This window comes from Photobacterium atrarenae (assembly GCF_024380015.1).
GTDB lineage: Bacteria > Pseudomonadota > Gammaproteobacteria > Enterobacterales > Vibrionaceae > Photobacterium > Photobacterium atrarenae.
In genome coordinates, this window is the sequence record NZ_CP101508.1 from 2,019,625 (window position 1) to 2,032,530 (window position 12,906).

The window sequence follows — 12,906 nt, forward strand, 5'->3', positions numbered from 1 at the left end:
TTCGAAGCGCAGGATTGCGTAGAAACGCTATCAGAAAAGAAACCGCGGACACAGCGCCGAGTAGCGGATACAATTGGATTCATCCAAAACTTGGATCAATCACTTCGGTAATGAGGGCTCATCCTCCCCCGCTCGTCATCGCGGTTTTCAACCACTGCATAAAAATCTGTAAGCGAGCTTTTTTCGCTGAGTGCGGATCGTAGACGAAGTAGCGTTTCACCGAGTTCGGATGTGGCTGCTCGAATGGGATCACCAATTCACCCGTCTCGAGTTGCCGACGACAGAGGTAAATCGCAGCCAACGTGATGCCATGACCACTCAACACCGCATTTAAGGCCATATCTGTGCTGCTGACACGCGTCCACTGTTCATGCTCCTCCCAACCGTCAACGCCGGCACCTTCAAACCAGTGATGCCAGCTATAGTTGCCGGGATTTTCCAGCGTGACGAGCCAAGTGGAAAGTAAATCTTGCGCAGACGTGAATGCCAGCTTTTCGTGAAGCCGGGCTGAACAGACCGGATAGACAAAGTCTTCGCCAAAATACTCACAGGCAAGGCTTTTCGGCGTGTGTTTCTCCACATCAACCCCGAATCGGATCGCCAGATCGATATGCGAGTGTTTGAGATCATCAAAACCTGGTGAAGAGACGATACGCACTTGGATCTCCGGGTGTAACTCGGAAAAGCGCTGCAATCGCGGCATCAGCCATAACGTAGTAAACGCCTGGGTCGAGCTGATGGTCAGCTCCCCTGCAATCTCTTCGGTGTGAATATGATTCAAAGTGCGGTTGATCATTTTCAGTGCCTGTTGCGCGCCATCAAACAGGGTCTGCCCTTGCTGGGTCAGTAACATTTGCCGGTTTTTCCGAATAAACAGCCGGCATCCTAAATCCCGCTCTAACTGTCGCATTTGCTGGCTGACGGCGGCTTGAGAAATACAAAGCTCTCCCGCTGCCAGGCTGTAACTGTGATGCCGGGCAGCACACTCAAATGTCACGAGTAAATTGATATTTCTATACATTTTGGAATTCTGCGGGCAATTCACGAGCAAGCATTATAAGCATTGCTTATTTAAAAAGTCGATTTGTATCGTTGGCGTTCATCCATGCCGAGAAGCACAATGAATACAGCAACAAAGGAATGACGCGACAGCCACCAAAACCCTATTGAGGAACCAAGCGAATGCACACATTTACCCAGTTACACCAACAAGCAACTCCATTACTCATCGGCAACGTTTGGGATGCCGCCAGCGCCCGTTGTGCAGAGCAAGCCGGTTATCAGGCCTTAGGCACCTCCAGCGCTGCGATCGCCAGCCTGCTTGGGTATGACGATGGCGAACAGATGCCATTTCACGAGTTGGTATTTATGGTCCGGCGGATTGCCAGCGCAACTTTATTGCCGTTAAGTGTGGATATCGAAGCGGGTTACAGCCAGTCGCCGGAAATCATTGCGGATCATATTCAGCAACTGGCCGAGCTTGGCGTGGTTGGGATCAATTTCGAAGATAGCCGTGTAGAGACAAACCGTCACCTTTGTGATGCCAATGAATTTGCAACCCTGCTTTTGAACGTGCGCGAAATCTTGCAACAACGCCAGGTAGAAATCTTCATCAATGTTCGCTGTGATACATTCCTACTGGGTGTGGACGAGGCGCGTGCCGAAACCATCAAGCGCGCGCAACTATATCAGGCATCCGGAGCCGATGGCCTGTTTGTCCCCTGCATCACCCAGCCGGATGATATCCAAGCTGTCGCAGAAGCAACAAAGCTCCCTCTCAATGTCATGGCGATGCCGGATCTGCCGGGTTTTGAGATCTTGGCTGAGTTGGGGGTCAAGCGGATCAGCACCGGTAATTTTGCTTTTGAGCGGATGTACACTCATTTGAGCCATCAGCTGGTAGAGATGAAACAGCACGGTTCGTGCGCAGCGTTATTCAGCTAAAAATGACTCGGAGAAGTGCCGCCGCAGCACTTCTCCGGCTCATCACGCTCAAGCCGGAATTTGCTCGCCTTCCCGCAAGGTTAAAACTTCGAAGCCGTCGGCGGTGACCAGCACGGTATGTTCGAACTGGGCCGACAGCTTTTTATCCCGGGTGATCACCGTCCAGCCATCGCGCTTGGTTTTGGTCTTTTCGGTGCCCTGGTTAATCATCGGCTCAATGGTGAACGTCATTCCCTCATGCAGCATCAGCCCGGTATCCGGCAGACCGTAATGCAGCACTTGCGGTTCTTCATGCATTTCCCGGCCGATACCGTGGCCACAATATTCGCGCACCACGCTGAATCCGGAGCGTTCGGCATGCTGCTGAATGGCATGGCCGATATCTCCCAGCCGAGCCCCGGGGCGCACTTTCTTGATCCCCTGCCACATCGCCTGATAGGTGACATCCACCAGCTTGCGGGCAATCGGGGGGGCATCCGGCATCACGTACATCTTGCTGGAATCGGCAATAAAACCGTCTTTTTCCAGCGTAACATCAACGTTGATAATGTCCCGCCGACCCAGCTTTTTCTGCTCACTCGGCATCCCGTGGCAGATCACTTCGTTGATCGACGTGTTCAACGCATACGGGTAATCATACTGACCTTTGCTGGCCGGTCGGGCCTTCAGCTCACCAGTGATGAACGTCTCAACCCGATCATTGATTGCCATGGTCGTCACGCCGGGCTCGATAAAGTCATCGAGCATGGCGAAAACCTGCGCCAGCAAACGGCCAGATTCGCGCATTAAGTCGGCTTCCTGGGCCGTTTTAAGCGCCACCCTATTCATTGACGACCTCCGCCGGCGGCACCACGGTTTCACGCAACAGCATTTGAACTAACTCGTTATAGCTCATGGTCGGATTCATCTCGGCCAGCATCCCCATCTTTACCCAGAACTCAGCTTGGGCATTGATCGAGCGGGACATTACCTGGCTGGCTTTACGGATCTCCTCGTGGAGATCATCGGAAATTTTCACAATACCCAAAACAGGCCACCTTGATACACATTAGATATAGAATATATACGGATTGTATATAGATGGTATGCTGGGTGCAATCGTGCATAGCAACAACCAGACACACAAAAAAAGGGTTAGCCGAAGCTAACCCTTATCTGTCATGAAATGTTTGCCGTGATTAGGCGATCGGCTTCACCGGCTCACCATCCACATCTTCAGGCTGCACAGCAGGCTTACCTGAATCTTTCAGACGTTTTTCCCAGAAGTCCGCGTTTTTGATGCCCAGCTTCACTGGATCAAAAGTGAACTCTTTCACGCCGGCTTTCTGTTGCGCTTCATAGTCTTTCAACGCTGCCAGAGCTGGTTTCGCCATGAAGAAGATGATCAGGATGCCGACAATATTCAGCCACGCCATCAGGCCAACACCCACATCACCCATGGCCCAAGCCAGATTCGCAGTCTTCACCGTACCGTAGAATACCGCAGCAGTCAGGACCACTTTCAGCGCGAACATCATGCCCGGAATTTTCACGGAACGACGGATGTAAGCAATATTGGTTTCCGCAATGTAGTAGTACGCCAGGATAGTAGTGAAGGCGAAGAAGAACAGTGCAAAGGCAATGAACGGTTTACCAAAGCCAGGCATGGTGCTTTCAATCGCCATCTGCGTGAAGACCGGACCGTTGGCACCAATATCAGCCGCCAGGTTCTGAACCAGGAAGGTTCCTTCCGCACCACCGTGAACGTTGTACGCGCCAGTGATGATAATCATGAAGGCCGTTGCAGAACACACCAGCAGGGTATCGATGTAGATCGAGAACGACTGAACCAGACCTTGCTGAGCCGGGTGCTGAACATCAGCCGCCGCAGCAGCATGTGGACCTGTCCCCTGACCTGCTTCGTTCGAGTAAACACCCCGTTTAACACCCCAGCCAATCGCAGCACCCACACCAGCCATTGGTGTGAAAGCATCACCCACAATCATACCGAACACGGTTGGAACCATGTCGATGTTTAGCAGAATGATAACGAACGCGATGATGATGTACGCCAGCGCCATGAATGGCACCACGATTTGCGTGAAGTTTGCAATTCGCTTCACACCACCGAAGATAATGAATGCCAGAACGATGGATACCATAGTACCTGTGATGATCTTCGCCAGGCTGATGGTGCCCATGGTGGTTTCGATCATGCCGCCAGTACCAAACGCCGCTTCAACCGCGTTACCGATACTGTTGGACTGAACACCCGGCAGCATCACACCACAGGCAATCACAGTCGCGATAGCAAACAACCAGGCGTACCATTTCTGCCCCATGGCTTTCTCGATATAGTAAGCCGGGCCACCACGGAACTGACCGTCTTCATCTTCTTCTTTATAAATTTGCGCCAATGCAGATTCAGTGTATGCAGTCGCAGCGCCCAGGAAGGCGACAACCCACATCCAGAATACTGCACCTGGACCACCAAAACCGATTGCTGCTGCAACACCAGCGATGTTACCGGTACCTACACGTCCTGATAAAGAAACGGCGAGTGCTTGAAAAGAGGAAATACCTTGATCAGAACTTTTACCGGAAAGTAGCAGGCGCCACATTTCACGGAAGTGACGGACTTGCACGAAGCGTGTGGTAATGGAATAAAACAGACCTGCACCCAGGCACAGATAAATCAGTACCGGGCTCCATATAATTCCATTCAGAAAATCTACGATCGACTGCATTAAGTTCTCCCTGTCTTATTAGATTATGGTTAATGCTGGTCAGTATAATAAGCAGATTGTAAGTTGAATGTTAAGATTTTTATTTTGTCACTCAATTCAGCGTGAACTCCAGCACACTTAAACAACAATAAAACAACATCCAGGGTCTTTGTCTTTTTGCCCTAAGTCACATAGGTATTCATTCTTTTGCGCATAAAAACACACCACAAGCGATTTGTTCAGTTAGTAACCGGACAGCCAATTTTTATGTTATCGATCACACTTAATCCAGCATGAATCCAGTTATTCGCACCATTTCAACATTTTATCAGCACAATCTTTATACGAAATGAGTGCAATTCATCGCCTGGTTTTGACCGATAAAACTTTATGCTATGCAAAATCGTATTTCAGCGAATTCTCAGCTCTGGCTGCCAAAAGTGTATTTACATCACAATTATGGATTAACTTAATTCATCCAAAAGCAGAGATTCATGAGACCGATTCTACCATGGGTGAAATCATGTCAGGCTGATTGTTCCTATCCAGCTATCTGATGCTTGCCGTCAGTCCGTGACTGAATATGCAGTCTGTTAGAAGCGGGATGGAGGGATGTGAATGAAGGGATATGAAAGATAAAAAAAGCGCGGTTGGTTCAACCGCGCTTGAGTGATGAGTGCTTGTTCGGCAACGTAAGATTAAACGTCGTACGTCGTCGACGAAATATCGCCGCCTTTACCGGTCCAGTTGGTGTGGAAGAACTCACCACGTGGCTTGTCGGTACGCTCATAGGTGTGCGCACCGAAATAGTCACGCTGCGCCTGTAGCATGTTGGCCGGCAGACGCGCCGTGGTGTAACCATTCAGGAACGTCAGCGCCGAAGACATACATGGCATTGGCAAGCCGGATTCAAACGACTTGGCAACGACTTGACGCCATGCCGGCAGACAGTTTTCCAGGATTTCCTTGAAGTAAGGATCCAGACCCAGGAAGGCCAGCTCAGGGTTGGCTTCAAACGCATCACGGATGTTGCCCAGGAACGCGCTGCGGATGATACAGCCGCCACGCCACATCAGCGCCACGTTGCCGTAGTTCAGATCCCAACCGTTCTCTTCCGACGCTTCACGGATCAGCATAAACCCTTGCGCGTAAGAGATGATTTTCGACGCCAGCAGTGCCTGACGCAGGGCATCAACCCATTGCGCTTTGTCACCGTCAATGCTGCTGATTGGGTTGTTAAACAGCTTCTCAGCTTCGACACGTTGGTCTTTCAGTGAAGACAGGCAGCGTGCAAATACAGAGTCAGTGATCAGCGTCAGTGGAATACCGTGCTCCAGGGCGTTGATCCCGGTCCATTTACCGGTGCCTTTCTGGCCCGCAGTGTCGAGGATTTTCTCAACCAGCGGCGCACCGTCTTCATCTTTATAGCCCAGGATGTCGGCGGTGATTTCGATCAGGTAGCTGTCCAGCTCGGTCTTGTTCCACTCGGCAAAGATCTGCTGCATCTCATCGTGCGACATGCCCAGGCCTTCTTTCATAAAGTGGTACGCTTCGCTGATCAGCTGCATGTCACCGTATTCGATGCCGTTGTGAACCATTTTCACAAAGTGGCCGGCTCCTTCTTTGCCCACCCAGTCACAACAGGCTTCGCCTTGCTCGGTTTTGGCAGAAATCGCCTGGAAAATTGGCTTCACATGCGGCCATGCTTCCGGATCGCCGCCCGGCATGATAGACGGTCCGAAACGGGCGCCTTCTTCACCGCCAGACACTCCGGCACCGACGTAGCGAATACCTTTCTCGCGCAGTTCAGCGTAACGACGGTTGGTATCCGGATAATTGGTGTTCCCCCCATCGATGATGATGTCACCCTCTTCCAGCAGTGGCACCAGGTTATCGATGAACTGATCAACCACCCCACCGGCACGAACCATCAGCATTACTTTGCGCGGACGCTCCAGTTGGTCGACCAGATCCTGCAGCGACGTTGCACCCACGATGTTGGTGCCTTTCGCCGGACCATTCAAAAACTCGTCAACTTTCGACACGGTGCGGTTATAAGCAACCACTTTGAAACCGTTATCGTTCATGTTCAGGATAAGGTTCTGGCCCATTACCGCCAGGCCAATTACACCAATATCTGCTTTCATTTCATACTCCTCACGCTAGCTCTTGGGCTGCTTCTGAATCTAAATACCACTCTGTCAGGCCGTCAATGGCCTTGACCTGGGCAGCCGGATAAGCTGTCGCTTGCTCCGCTTCGTCATGAATTTCTTTAATCACTGATGCTTTGCTTGCGCCCATCACCAGGTAGGTAATGCGCTTGGCATGGCGGATCAGGTGGGCGGTTTTGGTCACCCGGATTTGACGATTTTCCGGATGCGCCGCAACGGCTGCGATCTCAGTGGTGTCGTAATCTGTCTGGCCCGGGAACAGGGACGCCGTATGGCCGTCGGTTCCCATGCCCAGAATCACCCAGTCAAATGCCGGCACACCGTCTTTCTGCGGGATCTCTGTCAGCATTTCTTCGGCAAAACGACCCGCTTCTTCCGCAGCAAAGTTCTCACCACGGATGCGGTGGATGTTTTCTGCCGGAATCGCGATGTGGTCAAACAGCAGCGCCTTGGTTTTGCCGTAGTTGCTTTCCGGATCTTCCGGGCCCACGCAACGCTCGTCACCCCACCAGAAGTGCAGGTTCTGCCACGCAATTGACTCGGCCCAAGGGGCTTGTGCCAACGTTTTGAACAGCAGGGCCGGCGTGCTGCCGCCCGACAGTGAAATGTGGACCGGACGATTTTCCTTGCTGTACTCAAGCAAGGTTTCAGCCAGTGAAGTCACGACATGATCAGGTGTTTCAAATACTTGATAATTCATCATTATAACTCGCAGTAGTCGGTATCTGTCAGGTTCTTACATGGGAAGCGCCATTCACGCTGGTCGTTGGCCAGCAGTGTGTCAGCTTCCTTCGGTCCCCAGGTACCCGCCGCATAGCCATAAAGATGCTCAGGATTCTCTTTATACTCGAGGATCGGCTGAACATATTTCCAGCAGGCTGTAACTGCATCGGAACGGGCAAACAGGGTGGCGTCCCCCTTCATTGAGTCCAGCAGCAAACGCTCGTAAGCCGTCAGCATGTTGGTCTCTTCCAGGCTCTCATAATGAAAATCCATCGAAACTTCTTTCGATTCAAAGCCTGCGCCCGGTTTTTTGAGGCCAAATCTCATTAAAATGCCCTCATCCGGCTGAATACGGATGATCAGCTTGTTCTTTGGCGCATTGGCGCTGAACATCGGATGTGGCGTTTTCTTAAAGTGGATCACGACTTCGGTGACTCGGGTTGGCAAACGTTTACCTGTGCGGACATAGAAAGGCACGCCGCTCCAGCGCCAGTTGTCGATGAACATTTTCAAGCCGACATAGGTCTCGGTCCGGGAATCATCAGCAACACCCTGCTCTTCACGGTAGCCCGGCAGGTGATCACCGCGAACATCGGAAGCCGTGTACTGACCCAGCACCAGATTGTTGTGCAGATCGCTTTCCGACAGTGGCTGGAAGCTGTTCATCACTTTCACCACCTCATCACGCATCGAATCGGCGTTAATCGCTGCCGGCGGCTCCATCGCAACCATCGACAGCACCTGAAGCAGGTGGTTCTGGAACATATCCCGCACTGCACCGGCACCATCATAGTAGCCGCCACGCTCTTCCACACCGAGGAACTCCGCAGCCGTGATCTCAACATAGTCGATGAAATTACGGTTCCACAGCGGCTCGAACATCCCGTTGGCAAAACGGAACACCAGAAGATTCTGCACGGTTTCTTTGCCCAGGTAGTGGTCGATGCGGTAAATCTGATGCTCTTTGAAATGCTGGTGCAGTTTCTCGTCCAGAACTTCCGCAGACGCCAGATCATAGCCAAACGGTTTTTCAACAATCAGGCGTTTCCAGCCCTGGGATTCATCATTCAGGCCATGGGCAGCCAGACATTCCGGGATCACGCTGTAAAGGCTTGGCGGGGTCGCAAGATAGAAAGTCGTGTTGCCTTGGGTGTCATTCTGTTGACCCAGATCATCGAGGCGGTGCTTCAGTTTCGCGTAATCTTCAACATCGGACGTGTTGAGCGCTTGGTAGTGCAGGTGCTGGCAAAAAGCGTCAAGGGTCGCTTCATCGACTTTTTCTGAGGCTTCAAGTGCAGCTTTGAGCTTGTCCCGGAAAGCTTGATCTGAGTACTCGGTGCGGCTAACACCAAGAATCGCGAATTTTTCCGAAAGCAGGCCGTTGGCATAGAGGTGATAAAAAGCGGGGATCAGTTTCCGATGAGTCAGATCGCCTGACGCACCGAAAATAACAATGCAATTATTTTCTGGCTTAACCATGAGTTTATCCATTCAGATCACACAATACGGTGAACGCGTTCCTGATGGACCGAGATATTAACATCTAAATTAATATGAGATACATGGTTTTACCTATTATTTTAATCGGCCAAACCTAATATTTTGTTTTTTTACATATGCACACGCCGACATTAAATGTTCGAACCCGCTCTCAAACCGATGACAAATTAACCAATTCTTGGGTATAAGCATGCTGTGGCTCGGTAAACAACCGCCGGGTTTCTCCCTGCTCTACCACCTCCCCCCCCTTTAATACCAGGGTGTAATGACACAAAGATTTCACAACATGTAAATCATGGCTAATAAACAGGTAACTCAGCCCGTGCTTTTGCTGCAGCTTCTTCAGCAGGGTCAGGACCTGAAACTGCACGGTGCGATCGAGCGATGAGGTGGGCTCATCGAGCAGGATAAACTCCGGTTTCAAGACCAACGCGCGGGCAATGGCGATCCGCTGCCGCTGGCCGCCGGAGAACTCATTCGGAAACCGATAACGGGTCGCCGGATCCAGTTCGACCTCGCGCATCGCCTGACAAATCACCGCATCTTCTTCCTCAGCTGAGAGCGTCTTGTGCACTTTCAAGCCCTCGCCGATGATCTGCGCCACCGACATCCGAGGATTCAGCGCCGAAAACGGATCCTGAAACACCACCTGCAACCGGCTGCGATATGGCAGCATCTGCTTGCGGCTCAGCCTCGAGATATCGTGACCGTCAAATTCAATCTGGCCTTCGCTGCTAAGCAACTTGAGCAGCGCCATCCCAGTGGTCGACTTGCCCGACCCGCTCTCTCCCACCAGCCCGACGCTATGACCGCGCCGCAGCACAAAGCTAACATCCGTCACCGCTTTAATATGATCTTTCACCCGTTTGAGGATCCCGCCGGTAATGGGGAACCACACCCGCAGTTTTTCGACCGTGAACAACGGCGCGGCCTTGGCATCGACCGGCACTGGCAGGCCACTGGGATCGGCGTTGATGAGCTTCACCGTATACGGATCGGAAGGGTTGGTAAAAATCACCTCCCGGGTGTTCGTTTCAACCAATTTGCCGAGTTGCATCACTGCCACCCGATCGGCAATACGACGCACGATACTCAGATCATGAGTGATGAACAGCATCGCCATCCCCATCTCTTGCTGCAGATCTTTCAGCAATTCAAGGATCTGGGCCTGGACCGAGACATCCAGTGCGGTGGTCGGCTCATCGGCAATCAACAGCTCCGGCTCATTGATCAGCGCCATAGCAATCATCACCCGCTGGCGCTCCCCGCCGGAAAGTTCATGGGGGTAGGCCTGCATCCGCTTCTCAGCATTGCGGATCCCGACTTTCTTCAGCCAGCTCAACGCCCGCTGCTCTGCTACGCGCTGCCGGGTTCCGTGGTGAATTGCCAGCGTTTCACACAACTGGCGACCAATTTTATGCAGCGGATTGAGCGACATCATCGGCTCCTGGAAAATCATCCCGATCCGGTTACCGCGGATCCCACGCATCTCCCGCTCGCTACAGGAAAGCATGTCGATGCCGTCGTAGCGGATCTGACCGCCGAGATAACGGGTCGATGATTTCGGCAGCAGGCGTAAAATGGCATTGGCCGTCACAGACTTTCCCGAGCCGCTCTCCCCCACCAGCGCCAGCGTTTCCCCACGGCGGACCGACAGACTGACTTCCTGCGTCACCTGACTCACGCCGCCGCCGGTCTGAAAACCAACGGATAAATTTTCAAGGGTTAATAATGGTTTCGCCATAATTTATCTCTGATGATGGGGATCAAACGCATCCCGGACCGCTTCACCGACAAACACCAGCAAGCTGAGCATAATCGATAACACTACAAAAGCTGACAACCCCAGCCAGGGTGCCTGCAGATTGGTTTTGCCCTGAGCCAGCAGTTCCCCCAGCGACGGCGAGCCGACCGGCAGGCCAAAACCAAGGAAATCGAGCGAGGTTAAGGTGGTGACCGAGCCGCTGAGAATAAAAGGCATCATGGTCAGCGAGGCAACCATGGCGTTCGGCAGCATGTGGCGCAGCATGATCCGGCCATCCCCCACCCCCAGCGCCTGTGCGGCACGAACATAATCGAAATTGCGGCAGCGAAGAAATTCAGCACGTACCACGCCCACCAGCCCCATCCAGCTAAACAGCACCATGATCCCCAGCAGCCACCAGAAGTTGGGCTCGACAAAGCTCGAGAGAATGATCAGCAAAAACAGGGTCGGCATCCCGGACCAGACTTCAATAAAGCGCTGGCCGAACAGATCCACCCAGCCGCCGTAATAGCCCTGGCAGGCACCGACAATCACCCCGATCACGGTTGAAATCAGGGTCAGGGCGAACCCGAACAACACCGAGATCCGGAAGCCATAGATGATCCGGGCCAGGACATCCCGCCCTTTATCATCAGTACCAAGCCAATTGACCGCATCTGGTGGCGATGGGGCCGGACCGGGCAGGTTATAGTTGATGGTGTCGTAGTGAAAGCGGATCAGCGGCCAGATCATATAGCCGTCCGCCTGGATAAGCTCCGCCACATACGGATCGGTATAATCCGCTTCCGATTCAAACTCTCCGCCAAACTCAGTTTCGGTATATTCCGTGACAATCGGGACATACCAGCTCTGGTTAAAACGGATCAGCAAAGGTTTATCATTCGCTATCACTTCCGCAAACAGGCTGAGCATGAACAGCAGACCAAACAGCCATAACGACCAGTAGCCCCGCTTGTTGGCCCGAAATCTGGCCCATCGCTCCTTGGTTAACGGGTTCATCTTCACTAGCGCGCCTCAAAATCAATCCGGGGATCCACCAGGGTATAAGTAATATCGGAGATGATGTTCAGGATCAGCCCCAGTAAGGTCATGATATACAGGGAGCTGAACACCACCGGGTAATCACGCTGGGTAGTCGATTCAAATCCCAATAAACCGATCCCCTCAAGTGAGAACATGACCTCAATCAGCATCGCCCCGGTAAAGAAGATACTGATAAAAGCCGCTGGAAAGCCGGCGATAATAATCAACATCGCGTTGCGAAACACGTGGCGATACAAAATACTACGCTCATCCAGCCCTTTGGCCCGCGCAGTCACCACATACTGTTTGTTGATCTCATCGAGGAAGGAGTTTTTGGTCAGCATCGACAAGGTCGCGAAGCCACCAATCACCATGGCGAAAATAGGCAGCGCCAGGTGCCAGAAGTAATCGAGAATCTGCTGGTACCAGGCCAGTTGGTCAAAATTGGACGACACCAGTCCCCGCAGCGGAAACCAGCTGAAGTAATTGCCGCTGGCAAAAAAGATAATCAGCAAAATGGCAAACAGAAAACCGGGGATGGCATAACCGACGATCACCACCGCACTGCTCCAGATATCAAACCGCGAACCGTGATGAATCGCCTTGGCGACCCCGAGCGGAATGGACACCAGATAAATGATCAGGGTACTCCAGAGCCCGAGCGAAACCGAGACCGGCAGTCGATCGATAATCAAATCAATCACATTGCCGCCGCGAAACAGACTCTCCCCAAAGTTAAAGGTGGCATAGTTCTTCAGCATCTCCCAATAGCGCTCATGGAGCGGTTTATCAAAGCCGAACTGTTGCTTGATGGCATCCACCACCTCCGGATCCAGCCCGCGGGAGCCCCGATAACCGCTACCGTTCTCATCTGAAGCCACGGCCTGAACTTCCTGGCCGCCACCGGTAAAGCGCTCCATGATCCCGGAGCTGCGCCCTTCGAGCTTCGCCACAGCCTGCTCGACCGGGCCGCCCGGCGCGATTTGGATCACAAAGAAGTTAATGGTGATGATCGCCCACAACGTGGGGATCACCAACAATAAACGACGAATAATATAGGCTGACATCTTCCTTG

The 12,906-nt window shown here is 52.4% G+C and carries 11 protein-coding genes; 1 reads left to right on the top strand and 10 read right to left on the bottom strand.

Going from position 1 to position 12,906, the window contains the following annotated elements:
• Positions 1-118: 118 nt before the first annotated feature.
• The gene (locus NNL38_RS09610) at positions 119-1,021 is read right to left on the bottom strand and encodes a LysR substrate-binding domain-containing protein (protein ID WP_255387829.1); all 903 of its coding nucleotides are present in this window, start codon (positions 1,019-1,021) and stop codon (positions 119-121) included.
• Positions 1,022-1,182: 161 nt separating this feature from the next.
• On the opposite strand from NNL38_RS09610, the gene NNL38_RS09615 reads away from it, so the two are divergent.
• A complete protein-coding gene (locus NNL38_RS09615) occupies positions 1,183-1,944 on the top strand; it encodes an isocitrate lyase/PEP mutase family protein (RefSeq protein WP_255387830.1) in 762 nt (253 codons plus the stop codon).
• A 48-nt stretch (positions 1,945-1,992) separates the two neighbouring features.
• On the opposite strand, the gene map is transcribed toward NNL38_RS09615, so the two are convergent.
• The 9 genes from map to NNL38_RS09660 form a co-directional block, all read right to left on the bottom strand.
• A complete protein-coding gene (gene map / locus NNL38_RS09620) occupies positions 1,993-2,772 on the bottom strand; it encodes a type I methionyl aminopeptidase (RefSeq protein WP_255387831.1) in 780 nt (259 codons plus the stop codon).
• Entirely contained in the window at positions 2,765-2,971 is a 207-nt protein-coding gene (locus NNL38_RS09625; RefSeq protein WP_255387832.1) for a ParD-like family protein, read from the bottom strand. Before NNL38_RS09625 ends, map begins: the two co-directional genes overlap by 8 nt.
• A gap of 151 nt (positions 2,972-3,122) precedes the next feature.
• Complete coding sequence (locus tag NNL38_RS09630; protein WP_255387833.1) at positions 3,123-4,670, bottom strand: alanine/glycine:cation symporter family protein; 1,548 nt, start codon at positions 4,668-4,670, stop codon at positions 3,123-3,125.
• A gap of 677 nt (positions 4,671-5,347) precedes the next feature.
• Positions 5,348-6,796 carry a decarboxylating NADP(+)-dependent phosphogluconate dehydrogenase gene (gene gnd / locus NNL38_RS09635; RefSeq protein WP_255387834.1) on the bottom strand — a complete coding sequence of 483 codons (1,449 nt, stop codon included), beginning with the start codon at positions 6,794-6,796 and terminating at the stop codon, positions 5,348-5,350.
• 10 nt (positions 6,797-6,806) lie between these two features.
• Complete coding sequence (gene pgl, locus NNL38_RS09640) at positions 6,807-7,523, bottom strand: 6-phosphogluconolactonase (RefSeq protein ID WP_255387835.1); 717 nt, start codon at positions 7,521-7,523, stop codon at positions 6,807-6,809.
• On the bottom strand, positions 7,523-9,022 hold the full coding sequence (gene zwf, locus NNL38_RS09645) for a glucose-6-phosphate dehydrogenase (RefSeq protein ID WP_255387836.1): 1,500 nt from the start codon (positions 9,020-9,022) through the stop codon (positions 7,523-7,525). The genes pgl and zwf overlap by 1 nt, the downstream gene beginning before the upstream one ends.
• Before the next feature lie 172 nt (positions 9,023-9,194).
• Positions 9,195-10,787, bottom strand: coding sequence for an ABC transporter ATP-binding protein (locus NNL38_RS09650; protein ID WP_255387837.1), 1,593 nt, complete (start codon positions 10,785-10,787; stop codon positions 9,195-9,197).
• Between the two features lie 3 nt (positions 10,788-10,790).
• Positions 10,791-11,807, bottom strand: coding sequence for an ABC transporter permease (locus tag NNL38_RS09655; protein WP_255387838.1), 1,017 nt, complete (start codon positions 11,805-11,807; stop codon positions 10,791-10,793).
• Between the two features lie 5 nt (positions 11,808-11,812).
• The gene (locus NNL38_RS09660) at positions 11,813-12,898 is read right to left on the bottom strand and encodes a microcin C ABC transporter permease YejB (protein WP_255387839.1); all 1,086 of its coding nucleotides are present in this window, start codon (positions 12,896-12,898) and stop codon (positions 11,813-11,815) included.
• Positions 12,899-12,906: the final 8 nt, after the last annotated feature.

Coding starts and splice junctions, on each gene's coding strand:
- NNL38_RS09660 (WP_255387839.1), bottom strand. CDS start 12,898: ATGTCAGCCTATATTATTCGTCGTTTATTGTTGGTGATCCCCACGTTG.
- zwf (WP_255387836.1), bottom strand. CDS start 9,022: ATGGTTAAGCCAGAAAATAATTGCATTGTTATTTTCGGTGCGTCAGGC.
- NNL38_RS09610 (WP_255387829.1), bottom strand. CDS start 1,021: ATGTATAGAAATATCAATTTACTCGTGACATTTGAGTGTGCTGCCCGG.
- map (WP_255387831.1), bottom strand. CDS start 2,772: ATGAATAGGGTGGCGCTTAAAACGGCCCAGGAAGCCGACTTAATGCGC.
- gnd (WP_255387834.1), bottom strand. CDS start 6,796: ATGAAAGCAGATATTGGTGTAATTGGCCTGGCGGTAATGGGCCAGAAC.
- pgl (WP_255387835.1), bottom strand. CDS start 7,523: ATGATGAATTATCAAGTATTTGAAACACCTGATCATGTCGTGACTTCA.
- NNL38_RS09655 (WP_255387838.1), bottom strand. CDS start 11,807: ATGAACCCGTTAACCAAGGAGCGATGGGCCAGATTTCGGGCCAACAAG.
- NNL38_RS09615 (WP_255387830.1), top strand. CDS start 1,183: ATGCACACATTTACCCAGTTACACCAACAAGCAACTCCATTACTCATC.
- NNL38_RS09650 (WP_255387837.1), bottom strand. CDS start 10,787: ATGGCGAAACCATTATTAACCCTTGAAAATTTATCCGTTGGTTTTCAG.
- NNL38_RS09630 (WP_255387833.1), bottom strand. CDS start 4,670: ATGCAGTCGATCGTAGATTTTCTGAATGGAATTATATGGAGCCCGGTA.